Below are 21,807 nucleotides of genomic sequence, written 5' to 3'. Positions count from 1 at the left end.
GCTTTGCGACGGTTTACTGAATGAGTAGCAAACCCCTCGTTGTCGATCTGGATGGAACTCTCATTCGCTCGGACGTCCTGATTGAATGCGGTTTTGCTTTTACCCGATCCGCTCCGCATCGGTTCTACGAGCCGCTTCTGTGGCTCCTGCGCGGGGGTAAAGCCGGGCTCAAAGCGCGCCTCGCCGAAGCGACCGATATCGACGTCACCGTCCTGCCCTACGACGCCACGGTCATCGAGTGGCTGAGGGAGGAACGGGCCGCCGGGCGCTCGCTCGTGCTGGCGACCGCTAGCCATGAACGCTACGCGAATGCGATTGCCGATCATCTCGGGCTATTCGACAAAACCTTCGCCACGCATAGCGACATCAATCTGTCCGCGCATCGCAAGCGCGACAGGCTCGTGGCCGAGTTCGGCGAGAAAGGCTTCGACTACGCGGGCAATTCGCACGACGATGTCGCAGTCTGGGCCGCGGCCGAGCGTGCCTATGTGATCAATCCGTCGAGTGGCGTAGAGCGCGCGGCCCGCAAGCAGGGCAACGTCGAGCGCGTGATCGACCAGCGCTCCGCATGGCCGGGAACCTGGGCGAAGTCGCTGCGGCTGCATCAGTGGCTGAAGAATCTGCTGATTTTCGTTCCGCTGCTCGCGGCGCATCAACTGTCGGACGCCGCACTGGTCGTGTCCGCGCTGCTCGCTTTTTTTGCCTTCGGTGTCTGTGCGTCGAGCGTCTACCTGTTGAACGATCTGCTCGATCTCGAGGACGACCGGCATCATCCGACCAAGCGCAAACGCCCGCTTGCCTCGGGCGCGTTGCCGCTGGTGTGGGGCGCGGCGCTATTTCCCGTTCTGCTGGTGGTGGGGGGCGCGATCGCATGGTTCTGCCTGCCTCATAAATTCGCGCTGGTTTTGCTGGGATATTACGTACTCACGCTGGCCTATTCGTTGCATCTGAAGCGGCGAGTCATGATGGACGTGGTCGTGCTGGCCTTGCTTTATACGACGCGCATCATCGCCGGAAGTGCAGCGATCGATGCGCGGCTCTCGTTCTGGCTGCTCGCGTTTTCGATGTTCGTTTTTCTCAGCCTCGCGCTCGTCAAGCGGTATGCGGAACTGCACGCATTGAAGGAGCGCGGCCTCGTGAAGTCGCGCGGCCGCGGCTATGTCGCGAGCGATCTGCCGTTGATTTCGTCATTAGGCGCGGCCTCGGGCTATCTGTCCGTGCTGGTTCTCGCTCTTTATATTCAGGACGGCAATACGGCGGGCCTCTACCGGCACCCGCAGTACATCTGGGTGGCCTGTCCTCTGCTGCTTTACTGGGTGAGCCGCACGTGGATCATCGCGCATCGCGGTTCCATGCATGATGACCCGATCATATTCGCGGCAAAAGACCGCAGCAGCTGGCTCATCATGGCGCTATGCGGCGCGGTGTTCTGGATGGCGATCTAGCCATGTCCAAGGTTCAATCCTGGGGGCGCTATCCGTACGCGCCGCAAGATGCCCATCCGATCGCCTGGCGTGATACGGCCGCGGCCGTCTGGCGAAGTGTCGGCGGCGCGCAGCGCACGACCCTTGCGTTTGGCAATGGGCGCAGTTACGGCGACAGTTGCCTCGCGTCGTCAGGGCACGTGGTCCAGACGCTGCCGCTGGACCGGCTGATCCTGGCTGACTGGCAAAACGGCGTGTTGCGCGCTGAACCAGGCATGACGCTCGAGCAGATTCTCGACGTCGCGATTCCCCGTGGATGGATGTTGCCGGTGACGCCGGGCACGAAGTACGCAACCTTGGGCGGCGCGATCGCCAACGACGTGCACGGCAAGAATCACCATGTGCGCGGCACGTTTGGCCGGCATGTGCGGCGGTTCTCCTTGCTGCGCAGCGACGGCGCGCAGTTCGAATGTACGCCGGACCTGCACCCTGAGTACTTCGCCGCAACGATTGGCGGCCTTGGCATGACGGGATTGATCACGTGGGCGGAAATCCAGTTGATGCCGATCACGTCGAGCATGCTCGACGTGACCAGCATTCGCTTCGCCAATCTCGACGAGTTCTTCGCGCTGTCCGAACGGCTCGACCAACTGCATGAGTACAGCGTCGCGTGGGTGGACTGTCAGAGTCGCGATGCCGCGTTGGGCAGGGGCATTTTCATGGTCGGCGATCACGCTTGCGAAGGCGGACTTGACATCGAACGCCGCAAGACGCGGACCGTGCCGTTCACGTCGCCGATCCCCGTTTTCAACCGCTTGACGCTGCGCGCCTTCAACGAGCTGTACTACCGGCGGCAGCGCGCGAACGCGGTTCGCTCGACCGTCAGTTACGACTCGTACTTCTATCCGCTCGACAGCCTGCTTGAATGGAATCGCATCTATGGCCGCTCGGGCTTCCAGCAGTATCAATGCGTGATGCCGGCGCCCGTTGCGCGGGACGCAACGCGGGCCATTCTCGACGCGATTGCCCGCAGCGGCACGGGGTCGATACTTGCCGTGCTGAAGCGCTGCGGCGCCATCGAATCGCCGGGCCTGCTGTCTTTTCCGCTCGAAGGCACGTCGCTCGCGCTCGATTTTCCGCAGCGCGAGGAATCGAATCGCAAGCTCTTCGACCGGCTGGATGCGATCGTGCGCGAGAGCGGCGGCCGTCTGTATCCCGCCAAGGATGCGCATATGTCGGGCGAAGATTTTCGCGCTGCCTATCCACAGTGGGAACAGGTCGAAGCACTGCGTGATCCGGCCTTGCTGTCACGCTTTTGGGAACGAACTACTCGAGTATGAAAAACATCGTCATCGTAGGCGCCACTTCGGCGATCGCCATTGCCTGTGCACGGCAATGGGCTAAACAGGGCGCGCGCTTCTTTCTCGTCGCGCGCAACATGGAGCGCCTCCAGCAGGTTGCCGACGACCTGAAGGCACGCGGTGCGCAAGAGGTCCTGTGCCAGCAGTTGGACATCGATCAGCTCGGTGAACATGCCACCATGATGCAGCGCTGCTCGGCCGAGTTCGGCGCGCTCGACATCGTGCTGGTGGCGCCCGGTACGCTGCCTGACCAGCAGGACTGTCAGAACGATGCCGACGTCGCGGTCCGCGAGTTCAATACCAATGCCGTGTCGATCATCGCGTTGCTGACGCGTTTCGCGACTGTGATCGAGCAGCAGCGGCGCGGCACGATCGCGGTGATCTCGTCGGTGGCCGGCGATCGCGGTCGCCAGTCGAATTATCTGTATGGCAGCGCCAAAGCCGCGCTCTCCGCGTTTTGCGAGGGTCTGCGGGCGCGCCTGTTCAAAGCGGGCGCGCATGTGGTGACGATCAAGCCTGGCTTTGTCGCTACGCCCATGACCGCGGGCCTTCCGTTGCCGGGACCGCTTGTTGCTACGGCGGACAAGGTCGCGGGCGATATCGTGCGCGCAGTGGAAAAGGGCAGGGATGTCATTTATACACCGTGGTTCTGGTGGGGCATTATGCTGATCATTCGCTCCATTCCTGGCCGCGTGTTCAAGCGGCTCTCGTTGTGATGCATTGCGCACTTCGCGGCGAAGCGTTGTTCGATCTTTCTGACCTGGCGTGCCTCTCGTGAACTCATCGGCAAACTCCATGAGCGCTTCGCGCCTCGTGATCTTTTACGCGATGTTCGCGGCGATTTCGATCGCCGCGAACATCGGTCTTCAGAAGCTCTCGCTGATCACCTATTCGGGAGCGTTCAGCGTGCCGCTGTCCGTGGTCGTCGGAACGGGTGGCGGGCTGGTGGTGAAGTTCCTGCTCGATAAGCTGTGGATCTTTCGATACCAGCATCGCGATCTGTCGCACGGCATACAGAGTTTTCTGCTGTACACGGTGATGGGGCTCGCCACTACCGCGATTTTCTGGGGCTTCGAATTCGGCGCGGACGCGATCTATCACTCCGAGCCTGCCCGGTTTACGGGAGGCGTGATTGGCCTCGTGATTGGTTACGTCGTCAAATACCGGCTCGACAAGAAGTTCGTTTTTGCCTGATTGCGGCGATGCATTGATTTTTGTAGTTGCGCTACTGCCGCGCGCGCGTAATCAAAAAAATATTGACCAACGAATATGCAACGATTTAGACAGTACCTTTCGGAGAACGCGCTTCTACTGGTGGTTACCATTGCGGTGGGTGGTTATCTCTCATGGCAGACGCGCAACTATCAGCTCGATGATTCGCTGATTTATTTGCGATACCTGCGCAATCTGTTTGACGGACAAGGGCTCACCTACAACGCGGGCGATCGCTTTAACGGGCTGACCTCGCCGTTGTATTCCTACTTGCTGATCGTGGCCAACGTGGCGGCCGGAAATTTGCAGTACACGACGATCTTTTTGTCGTTCGTATTCCTGTGCGCAGCCGCGATCACCGGAGCGCATCTGCTGGCGAGGGGGAAATACGAACAGACGCTGTGCGCGCTGATCGTTGTTTCGTTCAATTACTTTTACGACACCTTTGGAATGGAAACTTCGTTGTTTCTGTTCCTCTCCGCGCTCGCGTTGATACTCTATCGCAGGGAGCGATTTTTCGGTCTGGGTGTGGTGCTGGGTCTGCTGTTCATCACGCGCGGTGAAGGTGTGTTCCTTGGCCTGGTCGTGGTCGTCGATTACCTGATCAAGAACAGAAAGCTGCCGCATGTTAAGTATGTCGTTGCGCCGGTCATCCTGGTCGCGGCCAATTTCATCTTTAACTATTACTACTACGGCGCGTTTCTTCCGGCTACCGGTAATGCGAAGCTCGGACAGGGCAAGTCAGGGTACTGGGGCGAGGGACTGATTTTTCTCCACGTGCAGTATATGAAGGACGCTTTCTTCGGCGGCAATTTTCGGCTGCTCGCGTTCATGCTGCCGGTCGGCCTCATCGGCGTGCTGTCGAGCCTCGGCAAAAGGATCGCGTGGCTGGTTGCTTTTTATCTTGTCCTGCTGGGTTCGTTTTATGTATTTCTGCGTATTCCGAATTACCACTGGTACTACGCGCCATTCTTCTTCTTCGGCTTGCTGTTCGTTGGTGTCGGCGCGTGGAAGGTGCTCAGCTTCACGTACGAGCGGTCCAGGGAGAGTACTGTTTTCCTCACGCTGTTCCTTGCGTTTTTTCTCGTCACGAGCGGATTCGTTTACCACAGCTTTGGTATCTCGAACGTGCAGCGTGGCCCGATGGACGAATACAAGAATATCGGTGAATGGATAAAAGCCAACACACCGGGTAATGCGGTCGTTGCAAGCGTCGAGATTGGAACCGTGGGCTGGTATTCCGACCGGCACATCATCGACATCCTGGGGCTGACCAATCCATATAACGCAGACTACATTGCGCGCAAGGATCTGTACTCCTGGCTCTCGAAGTACAGCCCGGATTACATTCTCGTGCATGAGCCGCTGTGGACCTTCGAGGCAAGCGCGAATTGCCTGCTCGCGAGCCACGCGTATGCGCCCGTGGACGCGTTCGATTTCGCTGGTTACCGCCTGCTACGGCGCAGTGACGACGCGCAGGCGCAGCAGCAGATTCAAACATGTGCAAAAGGGCCGCGGGCCTGATAAGCCGCAGTGGCACTCGTAAACGGCCGACTCGATCTTCGAGTCGGCTGTCGATTTCTGCTCATCTTGTCTTCTGAAAGAATAGCGAATTGCTAGCATGCGGCGAGAGAAAACCTGCCTTTTTCCATTGCTGATGTTCTTATGCGCGTTGCTGCTCATGTGGTATCGGGCGCCACAGCGCGTGGAACACGGTTTTCTATGGGCCGAAGACGCCACGATCTTTATCGCGCAAGCGCACGAACTGGGTATCCGGTCATTCGTGCAGGGCTATTCCGGCTATTGGCATTTCGTTCCGCGTCTCGTCGCGTGGCTGCAGATGAAAACGACGCCGATCGACGAGGCGCCGTACTTTTTCATGTGGGCATGTGCGTTGATTACGGCCGGTTCGAGCGCCTACATGGCTCACGCGTTTCGGATTTTCCCGCGTCCCATCGCCGGGCTGCTCGCACTCGCACCTTTGCTGGTCCCGCAGACGGGCGAGACGCTGCTGAACGTGACGAATGTTCAATGGATACTCCTTCCGACGCTCATCGTTCTGCTGTGGGAAAACCTGTTCAATCCGCCGACATCCTGGTATAGCCCTCGGGCATTGGCGGCTGCCATCATTGCATTGACGGGCCCGTTCGGCATCATCACGTTCGGCCCGGCGGTGCTGGCTTGTATCCATGCGTGGCGTCGAGGGAAATTTTCATCTCGTCAGACCGGATTTCTGCTCGCGTACACCGCGGGCGTAGCGGCGCAGGTTTACGCGATCGCAACCAATGCGTCGCCGCCGCTCGATTTCGGCCCGGCGCCGTATGTGTGGCGCTATGGCGCCCGGATGATCCGCGAGCTGTTTTGCGGTCTGCTGCCTTCGCCGGATAGCGCTCCGCTCATCGCTGGCTTGATCCTGGCGATAGTGTTGGTGTTCGTCGTGGCGAGCTCGCGAGCGGTTCTTGCCTGTCTGCTGCTCGCGCCGATGGCGGGCATGATCTGGTTGCTCGGCGCGGCGCGATCGAATCCGTACTCGCTACACATGGAGTGGTACGGCTTCGGTGCCCGGTACATCTATCCCGCCTTGCTGTTCTTTTTCTGGGCCGCGCTGCTGTCGATCGCAACCTCGAGCTCGAAGCTGTCAAGGGTATTGGCGGGTGGCTTTGCCGTGGTTATGCTGCTCGCCAGCGCCACGCAGTTTCGCGCGTCGGAATGGCCAATGTGGAGCATTACGGCGAACGACAACGGGTATTCGCTAAAGATCGCGCCGAACTGGGCGGTACAGATTCCTGATAGCGCGCCCAGCCATTAAGCCCTCGAGCGTTTCTCCGGTTTCGATCGTTATCTCGTTTCAACGGCAACCGCAGCTGGCGCAGCCTGGGTCGCCGCGGGGGCCGGCCGCAAGCCCCGCCCTTCCCGCCACCCATGTTGCAGGTAATGCTGACCCGCGTTCACTCCCGCCGCCGCCACGTCCGTATTGACGGCGAGATATTCCTGTTCATTGAAGCTCGGGGGCAATTCGACCGCTACGTCCGGGTCCAGTTCGCTGGGCTGTCCGCTCACGCGCGGCGTGCTCTTGCCGGCGCCGGGTTCGGCGCATAGTTCCTTCAGTTTGCGGTGCGTGCGCCAGAACGGCACGGCCGGCGTTGCGTCGTTAGCCATGCGCTCCATTCGGCGCCAGCTGTCGGCGATATATCCGCGATCGCGCGAGCGCCTCATCACGACAGAAAACTCGATATCGTTGTGCAGCGTGTCGTTGAAATCTTCACAAGCGAAATCGATCAGCTCCATTTCGCAAAGCTCGGCGAACAGCTTTGCAAACGAGCGCGGCGTGAAAACCCAGCAGTGCACGTCGTGATAGGTGCCGTTCTCGAAGGCGTCGCGTGCGATATGCAGCGCGCCCTGCCATGTATGGAGCCGCTTGACCGAACGCGGGTCGATCTGTTTTTGCCATGCTTCCAGCGTCGGGATATCGGCGGCGGACAGGCAGTGATCCAGCAGCGAGTAGGGCTGCGGTATCCGGGCACGGGAGATATAGCTCGCCAGCACTTCGGGCAGCCGGCTTTCGCGGCGGAAGTAATCGAAAGTGTAGCGCCGGTCGGGCACGGCGAGCCGAACTTCGCCGGTTCGCTTGAGCACCGTGGCCAGTTCTCTTAGCCACGTCACGAGATCAGGAACATGTTCGACAACGTGAGAGGCCACCACGTAGTCGACATAGCGGCCTTTGATCGCTTCGTGCAATGTATTGCGCCCCCACACCGCGTCCACATCGACGATCTCGTTGACGTTGAGATGAGGATCGTCCTTGTACTTCTCCCGCAGGTGCGGTGTGTCCGTATGGTCCACGTAAATGATTTCGCCGCCGTCGCTGCGTCGTACGAGAGGCCAGCAAAGCGGGCCGATTTCCACGCCGACGCTGTCCTTGACGTTCAGTCCTTTCAGCAAACGGCAGCGCCGCTTATCTCGAATTTCGTCGATGCTTGGAGCATTGTCTTCCTTCGCCATGTTGCCTCCTCGTATTGGACGGCACAGCTTCCAGTGATGACCGATGTTCACCGCATTGCGCGAGACCGCTTACGCCATCAGGTATGCATCTGCACCTTGATCGAGTCCGAACTCTTGTCGCTGGCCAAACGGAAGGCCTCGTCGACGTCGTCGAGGCTCAGGTCGTGCGTGATCATGGCTCGCAACGTATCGCCCTTGCGCGCCAGCAGATCGATCGCGAGCGCGAAGTCGTGCTGACCGTCGACATAGCCGTAGCAGTTCGGCAGATGAATCGTCAGTTCCTTGATGTGCGGCTTGATGATCTCGATGTTCCTGAAGCCGTGATCGAAGGCGCCGAGCACGCACACGTGGCCGAGCGGGCGCACGAACTGACAGGCGAAGTCGAAGGTGTCGGCCGTTCCGCCGACCGCTTCGATCGCATAGTGCGCACCCAATCCGCCGGTTGCCTGCTCGACCACGGCGAGCGCTTCGGCGCGATCGGCCGGCAAGATCGCGGCGGCGCCCATTGCCAGCGCCGCGCGCGCCTGAGCCGCATGCCTCGCGACCACGTAGACTCTTTCACTGCCGGCGTCCAGCGCCGCGGCGAGTGCCGCGAGGCCTATCGTGCCCGCGCCGATCACCACGCCGACCGAGCCGCGCGCAATCGGCATCTTGCGGCACCCGTGGATGCCAACCGCCACCGGCTCGACGATGGCGCCGAGCTGATCGTCGACGGCATCGGGCAGCGGGAACACGCCCGCTTCTTTGGTGCGCACGTATTCGGCAAAGCCTCCGCCGAACGAAAACTCGCGCGCGCGGCAGTGAATCGGCGTGCCGAGTTTGCAGTACTCGCATTTGCCGCACGCGGTGCCCAACACCATGTCGGTCGTCACACGCTGGCCGACGCGCACGTTCGTCACACCGTCGCCGATCTCGACTACGGTGCCGCTCAGTTCGTGGCCGTTCGGAAAGCTTTGATGCACGTCGACGTTCCGGTAGGCGTGCAGATCGCTGCCGCAGATGCCGACGCTCGCCACCTTGACGATCACGGTGCCGGGTAGCAGATCAGGTACCGGGATGCGGCCGATCTTCATCGCGCGCACGCCGTCTTGCAAGCCGGCTCGCATGGACGCGCCTGCGGCGCGATGCTCGAGCGCGTTCGTCGAAGTCATCTATGAACCTCCGCAAAATGTGAAACGTTTGCGCTGCGGCGCCTAACGAGTCTTTCGAATCCAGAAGCTCGCGCCGGGATTGCGCATGAAGAGCGGCATCCGTGCGTTCATCAGATCCGCGTGGAAGTGTCCCAGGAAGGTATTCATCAGGACAACTTCGAACGCGCTGTTGTACTGGAGGAAGGCGCGCAGCAGATAGGCTTCGTTCCACGCGCGGCCTTCGTAGATCCACTGCGGCGGGTATTCGAGCGGCAGGAATACATCGTGGAAGTGCACGTGCACGCCGGGCGCGAGGATCGGCAGTATCTCGAAGACGATGCGGTTCACATCGCTGCCGATCTTGCTCACGTGCGACGAGTCGACGAACAGGATGTCGTTCGCTTCGAGTTCCGCGAATACCGACAGGTCGACGTCCTGCGCGAGCGACTTGACGATCTTCGAGGTGACCTTGTCCTTCTCAGTCAGCAATGACAGCAAGCGTTCGTTGTTCGGTTCGACGAAGGTGCACTGGATCTGCCCGTCGAAGAACAGGTCGTTGGTATCGAGCGAAACGGCGGACGAGAATCCCGAGCCGATCTCGACGATGCGGCGCGGCCGCAGGTGGCGAATCATGCAGTACAGCGACGTCGCGTCGCCATACGAGAACATCACGTTCTCGAAGTAGAAGCGCAAGCCGTCTTTCTTGTGCGGCTCGAACGGCATCTGGCCGTAGTACTTGTCGGCAAATGCCTCGACGAGCCGCACCTGCGCGTCTTCGTTGAACTCGATGCCGGGCAGCGTGCGCGAGACGTTGCCGAACAGCCTTGCTTCGTCCTGCTTGATGTCGGGGATCGACGGGATCGGCGAATAGTAGTGGCCCGGAGGCACGTCGCCGAGATTCGAAAAGTGCGGAATGTTGACCTGAAGCGCGTCGCGATATTTGTTCCGTTCAGCGATCAGTTCAGCAATCTCGGGATGCTGCGTGGCAAGTGAATCGAGAAGTTCAGCCGATGCCGACATCTTGTTTCTCCACTTGAATGAATTTGCAAAAAGCCGTGACAGAAGCGCACATCGATAGCGGTATGCGGATTGGCTTGCGGCCAGGCATTTCAGGCTGGCCCAGTCTATCGTACCGCCAGTATTCTGCACGCCCAATACTTCCCAATGTTCCGACATAAACCAGCATTTACCGTTACTTACAAATTATTCGTCGGAGTAGTCGACAGGTGTGCAAGCCCGCCGGATAGCGCGTTCAGGCTGCAATTGAGCGGGAAAAAGATCGGGGCGGCCGCCGTTTTCGGTAAGCGATGTAATGTTAAAAATGCCTGGCACAAGGGGCGCGCTGCGTCGCCGGGGCGGTCGTTTGCGCTCCGATTTGGCGTAAAATCAAGCCCCTGCCGATAACGGTCCGCGCCTCGTTCGCAAGCGGCGCGAGCGCGTGATTCCGCACCGTCCGGCGGACGGCAGCAGCGCCCATCAAACGGGACGATTCGGGACGGAGCCCCGCAATATGCATTTCAAAATTCTCCTGACTACTCACAGTACCGCGTTCATGACGAGCGGTGGTGGTGAGTCGGAACTCGTGCAGGTCGCCGAACTTCTGAACGATTCGGACGTACAGGCCGACATTTACGGCATTCGCAGCCGGCCGCTACGCTTTTACGACGCGGTGATGCATTTCTCCGTCCATGCGGACGGCGAAGCGATCGTTCGCGAAACGGTGAATCAAGGCAAGAAGCTGTTCCTGTGGCCGAACGTCTGGTGGTTGAACGCGCCCGACCCGGCGGAAATCAGCCGCATCGAGGCGTTCGTGCAGCGTGCGGAGCGGCTGCTGTTCAAGTCCGCCACCGAGCTCGCGCACTTCAACACATACATCACGGTCGATCCGGGCAAATCCGTGGTGGTGGGCTCCGGCATATCCGACCGGTTCCTGCTGCCCGCCGACAAGGACTTGCTCCCGACGGTCTGCGACGTCTCAGACTACGTGCTGTGCCTCGGCTTGATCGAGCCGATCAAGAATCAGCTCGAACTGATCCGCGCGCTGAACGAGCTCCAGATCAACGGCTTGATGGTCGGCGGTTTCAGGGACGAGGAGTACTACCGGCAGTGCGTTCGCGAAGCGCATCGCGGCATTCATTTCCTGCCGTTCATCCAGCCGTGCAGCGCGCTGTTGCGCTCCGCGATCGCGAACGCGCTGGTGGTGGCGGAGCCGAGCTTCGATCCGCCCGGGCGCTCGTGTCTCGAAGGCGCGTTCGTGAAGAAGCCGCTCGTCATGGTTGATGGGGATTGGCAGCGCGAGCACTTCGACGACAATGTCTGGTATGCGGCGTCCACCCGCGCGCCGGACATCGTTCCCGCCCTTCAGGCTGCCCTGTCCGACCCGGCCAGGGACGAAAAGATCGAACGTAACTACCAACGCGTCTATGCACGGCACTCGTCGAGCACGGTAGCAGCAGACCTAATCAGACACCTGATCGATGCCGGCCTCACAAATTACTAAAATTCCCCGACTGCTGGTCGTACAGCGGCGCTCCATGACCGATGGGCGAATGAATTCACGCACCATCGGCGCACGCTTCGCACCTTTGCTTTCGTATATGCAGCGCCATCAACTGATCGAGTGGGAGCAAATCTCGGAAGCGGACGTTGGCGTCAGCCACCTGCATCGCTTCGACGTCGTGCTGTTCAACAAGCACGTGTCGAACCTGTCGCTGAAGATCATGCGGATGGCGAACGAACTCGGTCTTCATACGATTTACGATCTCGACGACTGGCTGCTCGATCTGCCGTCGTGGAGCGTGCTCGAAATGAACGAGGACGTGCTCTACAACGTGCTCGCGATGATTCGCGAAGCGAGCGCGGCCACGGCGTCGAACGCGCTGTTGCAGGAGCGCATGCGCAAAGTGCGGCGCTCCGACGACGTGCTGATCATCCCGAACGGGTTCGACGATCAGGCGTTCGACCTGTCGCCGGAACTGTGGACCGAAGCGCAGCCGCCCAAGATCATCTTCTCCAATCTCGACGGCATCAAGCTCGTGAGCTTTCGCCAGGAGTTTTTCGGCACCTTGCGCAGTTTTCTCGCGCGTCACGAAAACGTGACGATCGACTTCTGGGGCGATCCGTTTCCGGAGCTCAATACGATTCCTCGTATGACCCATCGCGGCAGCCGCGGCAACCTCGAATACAAGAAGGCCATTCGCGACGAAGGCTACACGTTCGCGATCGTGCCGCTCGGCGCCGAAGAGGATCCGGAGACGCTGTTTTTCAACTCGTGCAAGTCGCCGATCAAATACGCGGACTACGGCAGCCTCGGCATCCCGAGCATCTATTCCGATTGCCCGACCTACCGCGAGAACGTCAAGCATCGTGAGACCGGATACATTGCGTCGAACACGGCCGAGAGCTGGACACGAGCGCTGGAGGACATGCTGGGCGACGCGCAGCTTCGCCAGTCGATCCGCCGCAACGCCTACGCCGACGTATTCGACCGTTTCAGCGTGAGACGCATTTCGTCGATGTTCCTGAAGGCCTTGCCCGGCCCCAAGTCCCAAAGCAGCTAACACCTATGGATCTTCTTCTGATTCGCCACGGCCAGTCGCATGCGAACGTGGCCGGCCTGTTGAACTCGACCGAACAGGACGAGTTGACCGAACATGGGCTGCAGCAGGCCGCGAAGCTGCGCACGTTGATGGAAAGCCACGGCTTCGTGCCCGACCGGGTTTTTTCGAGCCCGTGGCGGCGTGCGTTGCAGACCACTGAAGTGCTGTTCAAGGACAGCAGCGACTGGACCGTCGACGCCCGTCTCGGCGAAACCAACGCAGGGCGCTTCGCGACCTGGAAGGCCGAGGATTTTCGTCTGGCGTTTCCCGACTGGGGCAAACATCTGTCGGACCGATACGAGGGCGGCGAGTCGCATCTCGAACTGGCTATGCGTTCGGTGAACTGGCTCGAGGAGGAGGTGCTGCGGCATGCGGAGCAACCCGGCCTGATCGCCGCGGTGTGCCACGCGGGACCGATCTCGGTGATCTCGCAATACCTGCTGAACGTGCCGTTGTCCCGATTTCCCAACGTGCTGGTACCGAACGCATCGCTCACGCTGTTCCGGCGCAACGTGCATACCGGAAACTTTTATCTGCAGATTGCAGGGCTGTCATGAGTGCATCGATCAAGATCTTCGAGCCGCTTTACGCGCCGGGGCAGGTCCTGTCCGAACCGGCTTTTCATCCGCTCGAGATGCGCGACAATGCGCACGCAGCGTGGCGCGAGTTCTATATCCTCGTCGACATGTACCGCAAGGGCATGCATCGGCAGCAGCAGATCACCGGCCTGTTTTCGCCGAAGTTCGCACTGAAGGCGCGCATCGACGGCAGCCGGTTTCTGGAGTTCGTGAAGGCCAATGCCGACGCCGACGTCTGGATGATCAATCCGTTTCCGCAGCTTGCGTATTTCTCGTACTCCGCGTGGATGCAGGGCGAGCACGCGCATCCGGGACTCGTCGAACGCAGCCAGCAACTGCTCGACGCCTGCGGCATTGCGTGGAATCTGCGCAAGGCGCCCCGTCAGTCGCCGCGCACGCTGTGCTACTGCAATTTCTGGGTCGGTTCGCAGTCGTTCTGGGAAAACTACGTCGGCAAGGTGCTCGAGCCGATTGCCACGTTCCTCGAAACGCAGAGCAACACCGAAGCCGCGCGCGGTGTGCTGGAGCCCACGATCCACTCGGACGACGCCCCGTTCCTTCCGTTCGTTGCCGAGCGTCTGTTCAGCACCTATCTGTCGCTGCATCCCGAGTTGAAGGTGGCAGCCTATCCGATCGAAGGCGATCAGGTGCTGGACTATTGCGTCAGCGATTTCGAAAAAGACATCGTGCGCTACATGCAAAAGCCGATCGACGCGGCGGATCGCGCGCCGGTCTTTCCGCCCGAACAGATTGCGTTGATGGATTTGCTGTGCACGCTAGCGCAGAAGTACGTGCGCGCGCATTTCTCGTTCACGCCGCACCCGCATACGGGGCAACCGATCGACTTCGACAGGGCCGGCAAGCCACCTGTGAACGAGTGACGCGGCGCGATGGGTTCGATCGCGCCGATATGCCGAATATGCGCTGGTCAGCGGCGGCGCTGACTCTCTATCTCTTCTCAGCGGAAGCGCTCGCCGTACCCGCGCGCGCATGCGTTGACGCGGCCGCGATGCCGACACCGGCGCTGATGAAAACGTTGCGCCATACCTCGTCGCTGGCACGTTGCAGGACGCCGTCGGCGTGCTTGACGAAGGCCGCGTCGATCGGACTGCGGCCGTTGGTCTGGCCGAGGCGCTGCGTGATCACCGGTATCCAGGCGGCGAGTTCGGCATTGGCGTCGAACACGCAGTCGGGCGGGCAAATCTCCTGAGCGGCCGTACCGCCGCGCACGAATACGGGCTTGCCGTAATGCATCGCTTCGAGCACCGGCACACAGAAGCCTTCGTGGCGGCTCATCGCAAGCAGCGCGTGGGCGGATTCGTAGCATTCGAACAGATCGGCGTCGTCGAGCATGCCCTTGAAGTCGACCTGCTCGAGCACGCCGAGACGCCGCGCGTGATTGATCAGAAATTTCAGGTAATCGTAGTTCGGCGTGCTGCCGACGATGCTCAGCGTCGCGCCGAAACCACGCTGCTTCAGCAGCGACAGAATCTCGATGCCGTCCTCGATGCGTTTATGCGGCACCACACGGCCCACCATCAGCAGGTTGGGCTCAGGGCGCTTGCGGCCCTTGCGCGGCCGTTCGCGCCGGAACACGTACATGTCGGGAAAGATCGGCGGCACGACCTTGATGGCGTGCGCCGCGACGATGCCGGCGAGGCTCGCCGCCGTGCTGCGCGAATTCGCGACGACGGTGTCGGCGCGCGCGAGCAGCGGCAATTGCGCGAGTGCCTTCTCGCACAACTGCGCGGTGCGCGGTTCCAGCGCGCGCAGCAACTGCGGGTCCGTCACGCCGTGGACGTAGCAGATCTTCCTGCAGTCGAGCGCGAGTATCCGTTCGAGGTACGGATCGTAGATCGAGTAACTCAGCAGGACCACATCGTCGCGAGTGACCTCTTCAAACAATGCGTCGAGCGGGCGCACTCCATTTGTTCCCTCCTCGAAACCGCTCGCATACAGCTCGGCCCTCATGGCGAGACGCTCAGCCATGCGTACGAAACCGATGCAGTGGTTACCCACCGCATCGCCTGAGAAAATGTCCGGAGCACATACCCTCAGCGTCATGTCGTCTTCGCCTCCGCAATGTCGTTCAACCGCCGCGCATACGCGCGTGCGACTGCCTCAACTGAGTAATCGCGCTCGATGCGCGCCTTCCCCGACAGTGCGATGCGCTCACGGAGTGGCGCATCGTCGATCATGCGTTTGAGCTGTTCCGCCGCGATCGATACATCCGGATCGCACCAGTACTGACCTTCGGCGAACAGGTAGTCGCCGGGACGCAGCGGCACGAGTTCGCCGTCTACGAGAAATGCGGTGTCGGGTTCGCAGAAGTCGACATTGCCCGAGAAGTTCGTGACTACGACCGGCTGCCCCAACGCCATCGCCTCGGCAATCACGCGGCCGAAACCTTCGCTCCGGTGCAGCGAAATGTACGCGTCGCAGCAGGCCATGAAGTCGGTCGAGTCCTGGCGGCTCAGACGCTCGGACACGATGTGGATGCGGCTATCGCCCGCGGCCAGGTCGAGCACGGCGCGCCACACCGGGTCGTCGTCGCGCACGTTCATCGCCTTGATGACGAGCCCGACGCCCGGTGAGCTGTTGCCGAACGCCTGCTTGAACGCCTGCACGCCGGCGAGCGGATTCTTGCGGCTCAGCCACGAGTTGCCGTCGAACATCAGGTAGAACAGGAACTCGTTGGTCGGCAGGCCAAAGCGTTCGCGCTTCGGCTCGAGCGGCGCGGGCACTTCGACCGCCATCGGCATCTGGTAGACCGGCGTGTTGCCGAGCCGGCTGTAGACGCTCTGCACGAAGCGGCTCTGCGCCCAGATTTCGTCGACCATCTGATGCACGTTGCCGAACGCGTTCGGCCAATGAGGCAGTTCCCACGGCCACGCGCCGATCTTGTGCGTGGGCGCGTCGATCAGCTTGCGGCCGCCTTCCAGCGCGAGCCGCACCATTTCGGGCGCCGGCAGGCAGATCAGGCTGATGTTGTACTTGAGCTCATCGCTGATCAGATGATCGACCGAGTGTTCGAGACGCGCGGGTCCCGCCATCGGCGCATTGAGCAGCGTGACCGGCGTCGACGACAGTTGCAGCACGCGCGCGGCCATGCGCGCGTCTTCGCCGAGGCCGAGCACGCCCTGCGGGAAGCCGATGATGTTGACGCCGAATTCATAGCCGATGCCTTCGACGCGCGCGTGATAACGGGCGGGCTCGGGCGCGTCGTCATCGGCTTCTTCGTCGGCGCTGTCGGCCCAGCGCACCTTCAGCGAGCCGACCAGCGGGTATTCGCTCGGCGCCCACTCGTTCCACCAGCGCACGAGCTGGTCGCGGCCTTCCGTGGTGGTCAGGTCGTACACGGCGCGCAGATCCGGGCGGTCGTTCGCGATCATCGTCAGGAAGCGCGGCAGCGACGTGTTGTCGGCCGGCTGCTCGTCGTCGATTCTCGCGAGTTCTTCGGCGAGATGAGTCGGCGTCCATTTGATCGCGTAGTACTCGTCGTGGCCGTGCTGGTCCCACCACGCGATGAAGCCGAGCCGCTCGCTGAAGCTGTTCAGGTTGAACGACGCCTGCAGGTCGGGGCGCTCGTTCCAGATCAGCAGTAGAAAGCGCGGCAGCAGCGGCAGCGCGCCTTGCTCGCCGGCTTCCCCGGCGAACAGGGTGTCGGGCAACGGCGGGATCACCCAGTGAAGCGCCGGATACTGTTGCTGCCCATGTTCGATCCACCACGACAGGCACTTCAGACGCCCGGTGAAGGTGTCGAGCGAGCAGAGTTCCTGCAGATCCTGGCGCTCGTCATGCAAGAGCCGCAAAAAGCGCGGCACCGGCAGCCAGTCGGCGTGCGTGCCCCATTCGGGCTCGAACATCAGCGCGGGCGTGGCGGGCTGCACCCATTCGCCCTCGCGTGCTTCGGCGAGATCTGGCGGCGACCATTCGATCGCGTTGTACTCGCTGTGCCCGTGCTTTTCCCACCACGAAATGAAGGCGAGCCGCTCGCGGAAGCTGCTCAGGTTGAACGACGCCTGCAGGTCGGGCCGCTCGTTCCAGATCAGCGGCAGAAAGCGCGGCAGCAGCGGCAGCGCGCCTTGCTCGCCGGCTTCCATTTTGAACAGGCTGTCGGGCAACGGCGGGACGCCCCAGTTAATCGCCGGATACTGTTGCTGCCCGTGCTCGATCCACCACGACAGGCACTTCAGGCGCCCGGTGAAGCTGTCGAGCGAGCAGAGCTCCTGCAGGTCCCGGCGCTCGCTGTGCAGAAGCCGCAGGAAGCGCGGCACCGGCAGCCAGTCGGCATGCGAGCCGAATTCCGGCTCGAACATCGCGGCGGACGGCGTGGGCGGCACCCATTTGATCGCGTGGTACTGATGCTGGCCGTGTTCGATCCACCATGACAGGCAGCTGAGCCGCCCGCGGAAGGACTGCAGCGTGAAGGTCGCCTGCAGGTCCGGCCGGTCCTTGTAGATCTCGCACAGGAAGCGCGGCACGTAAGGGCCGCCGTCCGCGGGAGGCGCTTCGGGCTCGAGCATGAAGCCGCCGATCGGCGGCTGCGACCACTTGATGCGCGGATACTCGCGCTGGCCGTGGTCTTCCCACCAGCTGAGCGCGTTGAGCCGCGACGTGAAACTGTTCAGATTGAAGGCGCTGCGCAGATCGGGCCGCTCGGTCGTGATGAGCGCGAGGAAGCGCGGAAACGGCATCGCGCTGGAGTCGGGTGCGTCGATCGCTTCCAGCAGCCCCGGCCACGCGATCGGCGGACGCCACGTCACGCGCGGACAGGTGACCTGACCGTACTGCTCCCACCAGTCGAGGACGTTCAGATAGCCGGTCAGCGTGTTCAGGTTGAACGCCTGGGACAGATCGCCGCGATTGCGCACGATCGTCGTCATCAGCTTTGGCAATTGCAGGCCGGCTTCTTCGAGCACGGTGACGGGTTCGTGCAGCGTTTCGCTCAGATGCTTCGCATCGAGCACGCTCGGTTTGGTCGAACCGAGCCAGTACGTGACGGCGTCCGGATGCCGCTCGATCAGCGTGTCGTTATCGAGCCGGCGCAGATATTCGAGGTCTTCCTGTCGCAGTACCCAGTCGAAGTCCGGATACGTCTCGCGCGCCGACATTTCCCACCAGAAGTACAGCGTGACGCGGTCATCGAGCACTTTGGAATTGAAGCGTGCGAGATCGGCTCTGAACTTCATCAGAAAGTAGATCGCGCTCGGCAGGCAGAACAGTTCCCCCGGCGATGGATGGCGGTACTCCGCCAGCCATCCGGTCTTATTTTTTTTGGGTCCCAGATTAATCAAGATTTGCAATCCTTGAAGGCCAAGCAAAAGAAAAATCGTCGGCAGTCAGTGTCAGATTCGGTGAATAGCAGGGGTCGTTCATTAACAGATGTCCCCAGCGCTGTCTGACCAACTCGGATTCCTGGTTGAAGCGGCTGATTTTTTCCGGTGTGTCTTCGGCGCCGCGGGTTGCCGATTCGTGATGATAAAGCTCCGCGTAGGGCGTCCACACATTGCGATAGCCCGCTTGCCGCACGCGCAAGCAAAAATCGATGTCGTTGTAGGCGACGTGTAATTGTTCGTCGAGGCCGCCGACTTCCTTGTAGATCGATTGGCGGATCAGCAGGCACGCGGCGGTCACCGCGCACATCGCGTTGCGCAGGCGCGCGCGCGCGAAGTAGCCGGGGTGCGTATTGGGGAAATGCTTGTGCGCATGGCTCGCGATCCCGCCGACGCCGAGCACCACGCCGCCATGCTGGATCGTGTCGTCCGGATACAGCAGCTTCGCGCCGACCGCGCCGACATTCGCCTGCAACGCGACCGACACCATTTCCTCGAGCCAGTCGGCGTTGATCACTTCGATGTCGTTGTTCATCAGACACACGAAGTCCGCGGTGCTCGCGAGCGCGACGCGGTTGTTCAGCGCCGAGTAGTTGAACGGCGAATCGTCGCGTATGACCTTGATGCGCTCGTCCTGTTGCAGGCGGGCGAACAGGTCGTGCGTTTCCTGCTTGACCGAGCCGTTGTCGATGATCGTGATGCGGAAGTTCGGATAGCTCGACTTCTGCCGCACCGATTCCACGCATTGCTCGACGAGTCCGGCGGAATCGCGCGTCGGAATGATGATCTCCACCGACGGCAGCACCTCGGGCAGGTCGTACACGACCTTGTTGAACGCATCCGTGCCCGGCGCGTGCTCGGTGTGCGCGTTGATGCCGTTGCGCGCGAGATGTTCGTCGAGCGCGCGCATCGCAGCAATGTGCGCATACGGCTTGGCTTCGTGGCCGGCCGCCGTGCTTTCGGGAATCATGCGCCAGTGGTACAGCGCGCGCGGCACGTGATAGACCGTGTGATGGCCCGCGCGGTCGATCACGCGCAGCGCGAGGTCATAGTCCTGCGAGCCTTCGAAGCCGGCTCTGAAGCCGCCGACCTCCTTCATCACCGAAGTCTTGTACACGCCGAAATGCGAGATCATGTTCTGGCTCAGGAACAGATCGTAGTTGAAGTCGCATTTGAAGTACGGGTCAGAGCGGACGCCGTCGATCGAGATCTTGTCTTCGTCGCTGTAGATTACCGTCGCGTCCGGATGCGCGTTGATCAGTTCGGCGACGCAGTAGAGCGCGAGCGGATGCAATTCGTCGTCGTGGTCGAGCAGGCCGACGAAGTCGCCGACGGCGAGTTCGAGCGCCGTGTTGCTCGAGTTGCTGATGTGGCCGTTGGTCGTGCGATACGCGATCTTGATGCGCGGATCTTTCGCCGCGTAGCTGTCGAGCACCTGCTTGACCTCGGGGTTCGTCGAGCAGTCGTCGGCGATACAGAACTCCCAGTTTTCATAGACCTGGTCGACGACCGAATCGATCGCCATGCGCAGCCATTTGGCCGGCGTGTTGTAGGTCGGCATCACGATGCTGATGAGCGGCTGCAGCGCCCAGGTTTTCGAGCGCGCGCGCAGTTCCGGGTAATGCGACGCGGGCGGCTCGTGCCGCTCGATCCATTCCTGATACGTGTGACCGACGGTGGGTGCCGGCGCGGGCTGCGCGCCGCCGCCCCACGACGCCATTCGGCGTGCGCGTTCGAGCAGCTCCGTCGGGCAGTCGGCGTCGGCCACCAGTTCGACCTTGAAGCCGTTGATGGAAAACAGTCCTGAGCGCGCGATCGGATCGAGGCGCAGCGGACCGACCAGCGGCGGAAACGCGACCACCTGATCCACCTTGCCGTTAGCGTCGACCACGAGGCCGATAGTCGCGTGCTCCGACATGCCCGCGCCCGCATCGAAGTAGATCATGCACGGCGAGGCCGGCATGTCTTCTTTCGCAAGCTCGAACGAAATGCGCGCGGCGCGACCCGACAGCTCCTCCCATCCCGTGAGCTCGAACTGTGGATCGCTGTTCGTCGCTTTCCACGCGAACCTGGAATTCGAGGCGGCCTCGACGTGATTCAGGGGACGAAGTTCAAAGTTCTTCATGATGTTCGTCACGGGATTTGTCATTTCGTCAGCAAGGAATCGTAGAGGTCTTTCAGGGGCGACAGGACGGCCTGCCAGGCCAGATCTCGCGTCGGGGCCGCGCCAGCGCCGCGCGGTTGCGCGAGCGCCGCGCGGATCGAACCGGCAATGCTGTCGACGTCGAACGGATCCAGGTAGGCGACATGCTGCGCGAAATATTCTTCGGTAGAGCCAACTTTCGTCACCGCGATGCGCGCGCCCGCCGCATGCGCTTCGAGCGCGGCGAGCCCCGGCGTTTCGAGCGTGCTCGGCAGCACGAACGCTTCGCAAGCCGCGTAGGCCGAGCGCAGCAGCGGCGAATCGTGAGGCAGCGTGCCGGCGTAGACGACTTGCTCGCCACCCTCGTCGAAGCACGTCTTCGCATATTCGGGATCGCGCTGATGGCCGATCAGCACGAGCTTCAGTTCGGGGAACGATTTCATCGCGCGGATCAGCGCGAGCTGGTTCTTGCGCGGCTCGATGTTGCCGACGTTCAGGATGAAGCGTTCTTCGATGCCGAATTCACGGCGGAACGGCTCCGGCGCGACTGGCTCGTAAAAGCTCGGTTCGACGCCGTTCAGCACACTCGCAAATTTTTCGCGCGGCAGATCGAAGATGCGCGCGAGCGTATCGCACTCGATCTCGGAGTTCGCGACCACACGGTCCGCGAGAGAAAACTGATGATGGATCTCGCCGATCGGATAGAGGTGCCTGGTTTCTTCGGTCACCCACAGGCTCGACGACACGACGAGCGGCAAGCCGAGTTGCTTGACGAAGTTGCACAGGTGCACCGAGCCACCGACGCACGAGAAGAAATGCACCACGTCGTGTTCGAGAAAACGCGGCTTCCACGGATCGAACAGCGTGACGTCGACGCCATGCGCGGGCAGATGCTTGTGATACGCAAGCAACTGGATTTCTCCGCCGCCGGGGGTGTGGAAAGCCATCGGGTAGGTGGCGAACAGCACTTTCATAGATCGGACTCTAGTCGCTCAAACAGTTCTTTTCTTCAGACCAGCACG

General features: G+C 61.4%; 17 protein-coding genes. 10 read left to right on the top strand and 7 right to left on the bottom strand.

From position 1 onward, the window contains the following. Positions 1 to 20 precede the first annotated feature (20 nt). The 6 genes from AB3X86_RS00945 (at position 21) to AB3X86_RS00920 (ending at position 6,806) form a co-directional block, all read left to right on the top strand. Positions 21 to 1,445: a UbiA family prenyltransferase gene (locus tag AB3X86_RS00945; RefSeq protein ID WP_368594595.1), complete on the top strand. Its 1,425-nt coding sequence runs from the start codon at positions 21 to 23 to the stop codon at positions 1,443 to 1,445. 2 nt (positions 1,446 to 1,447) lie between these two features. After that, entirely contained in the window at positions 1,448 to 2,764 is a 1,317-nt protein-coding gene (locus AB3X86_RS00940; protein WP_368594594.1) for an FAD-dependent oxidoreductase, read from the top strand. Then, a complete protein-coding gene (locus AB3X86_RS00935; protein ID WP_368594593.1) occupies positions 2,761 to 3,501 on the top strand; it encodes an SDR family oxidoreductase in 741 nt (246 codons plus the stop codon). Before AB3X86_RS00940 ends, AB3X86_RS00935 begins: the two co-directional genes overlap by 4 nt. A gap of 79 nt (positions 3,502 to 3,580) precedes the next feature. After that, positions 3,581 to 3,979 carry a GtrA family protein gene (locus AB3X86_RS00930; protein ID WP_176122591.1) on the top strand — a complete coding sequence of 133 codons (399 nt, stop codon included), beginning with the start codon at positions 3,581 to 3,583 and terminating at the stop codon, positions 3,977 to 3,979. A 120-nt stretch (positions 3,980 to 4,099) separates the two neighbouring features. Beyond that, positions 4,100 to 5,521 carry a hypothetical protein gene (locus AB3X86_RS00925; protein ID WP_368594592.1) on the top strand — a complete coding sequence of 474 codons (1,422 nt, stop codon included), beginning with the start codon at positions 4,100 to 4,102 and terminating at the stop codon, positions 5,519 to 5,521. A gap of 181 nt (positions 5,522 to 5,702) precedes the next feature. Next, complete coding sequence (locus AB3X86_RS00920; protein WP_368594591.1) at positions 5,703 to 6,806, top strand: hypothetical protein; 1,104 nt, start codon at positions 5,703 to 5,705, stop codon at positions 6,804 to 6,806. A gap of 29 nt (positions 6,807 to 6,835) precedes the next feature. Here the strand turns inward: AB3X86_RS00920 and AB3X86_RS00915 are convergent, their stop codons facing one another. From AB3X86_RS00915 to AB3X86_RS00905, 3 genes are all read right to left on the bottom strand, one after another. Continuing rightward, the gene (locus AB3X86_RS00915; protein ID WP_368594590.1) at positions 6,836 to 7,999 is read right to left on the bottom strand and encodes a methyltransferase domain-containing protein; all 1,164 of its coding nucleotides are present in this window, start codon (positions 7,997 to 7,999) and stop codon (positions 6,836 to 6,838) included. Between the two features lie 77 nt (positions 8,000 to 8,076). Further along, the gene (locus tag AB3X86_RS00910; protein ID WP_368594589.1) at positions 8,077 to 9,150 is read right to left on the bottom strand and encodes a zinc-binding dehydrogenase; all 1,074 of its coding nucleotides are present in this window, start codon (positions 9,148 to 9,150) and stop codon (positions 8,077 to 8,079) included. A gap of 42 nt (positions 9,151 to 9,192) precedes the next feature. Then, complete coding sequence (locus AB3X86_RS00905) at positions 9,193 to 10,149, bottom strand: class I SAM-dependent methyltransferase (RefSeq protein WP_368594588.1); 957 nt, start codon at positions 10,147 to 10,149, stop codon at positions 9,193 to 9,195. Between the two features lie 490 nt (positions 10,150 to 10,639). Here AB3X86_RS00905 and AB3X86_RS00900 point away from each other — a divergent pair, with 490 nt between their 5' ends. The 4 genes from AB3X86_RS00900 to AB3X86_RS00885 are packed head-to-tail and all read left to right on the top strand — an operon-like array spanning position 10,640 to position 14,187. Continuing rightward, a complete protein-coding gene (locus AB3X86_RS00900) occupies positions 10,640 to 11,629 on the top strand; it encodes a glycosyl transferase family 1 (RefSeq protein WP_368594587.1) in 990 nt (329 codons plus the stop codon). A 49-nt stretch (positions 11,630 to 11,678) separates the two neighbouring features. After that, positions 11,679 to 12,689: a glycosyltransferase gene (locus AB3X86_RS00895; RefSeq protein WP_368594586.1), complete on the top strand. Its 1,011-nt coding sequence runs from the start codon at positions 11,679 to 11,681 to the stop codon at positions 12,687 to 12,689. A gap of 5 nt (positions 12,690 to 12,694) precedes the next feature. Next, positions 12,695 to 13,285, top strand: a complete 591-nt coding sequence (locus AB3X86_RS00890) for a histidine phosphatase family protein (protein ID WP_368594585.1) — start codon at positions 12,695 to 12,697, stop codon at positions 13,283 to 13,285. Beyond that, positions 13,282 to 14,187, top strand: a complete 906-nt coding sequence (locus AB3X86_RS00885; RefSeq protein ID WP_368594584.1) for a hypothetical protein — start codon at positions 13,282 to 13,284, stop codon at positions 14,185 to 14,187. Before AB3X86_RS00890 ends, AB3X86_RS00885 begins: the two co-directional genes overlap by 4 nt. Before the next feature lie 67 nt (positions 14,188 to 14,254). Here AB3X86_RS00885 and AB3X86_RS00880 read toward each other — a convergent pair whose 3' ends face one another. From AB3X86_RS00880 to AB3X86_RS00865, 4 genes are read right to left on the bottom strand one after another with little or no spacing between them, the layout of a single operon-like run. Continuing rightward, complete coding sequence (locus AB3X86_RS00880; RefSeq protein ID WP_368594583.1) at positions 14,255 to 15,370, bottom strand: glycosyltransferase; 1,116 nt, start codon at positions 15,368 to 15,370, stop codon at positions 14,255 to 14,257. Continuing rightward, on the bottom strand, positions 15,367 to 18,603 hold the full coding sequence (locus AB3X86_RS00875) for a glycosyltransferase family 4 protein (RefSeq protein ID WP_368594582.1): 3,237 nt from the start codon (positions 18,601 to 18,603) through the stop codon (positions 15,367 to 15,369). Before AB3X86_RS00875 ends, AB3X86_RS00880 begins: the two co-directional genes overlap by 4 nt. Further along, positions 18,596 to 20,791, bottom strand: a complete 2,196-nt coding sequence (locus AB3X86_RS00870; RefSeq protein ID WP_368594581.1) for a glycosyltransferase — start codon at positions 20,789 to 20,791, stop codon at positions 18,596 to 18,598. The genes AB3X86_RS00875 and AB3X86_RS00870 overlap by 8 nt, the downstream gene beginning before the upstream one ends. Further along, positions 20,788 to 21,759, bottom strand: coding sequence for a glycosyltransferase (locus AB3X86_RS00865; protein ID WP_368594580.1), 972 nt, complete (start codon positions 21,757 to 21,759; stop codon positions 20,788 to 20,790). Before AB3X86_RS00865 ends, AB3X86_RS00870 begins: the two co-directional genes overlap by 4 nt. Positions 21,760 to 21,807: the final 48 nt, after the last annotated feature.

The sequence above is a fragment of the Paraburkholderia sp. BR14374 genome, assembly GCF_040948685.1.
Classification (GTDB): domain Bacteria; phylum Pseudomonadota; class Gammaproteobacteria; order Burkholderiales; family Burkholderiaceae; genus Paraburkholderia; species Paraburkholderia youngii.
The sequence above is the reverse complement of the archived record's forward strand: the minus strand, read 5'-3'. Positions and strand labels throughout refer to the sequence as shown.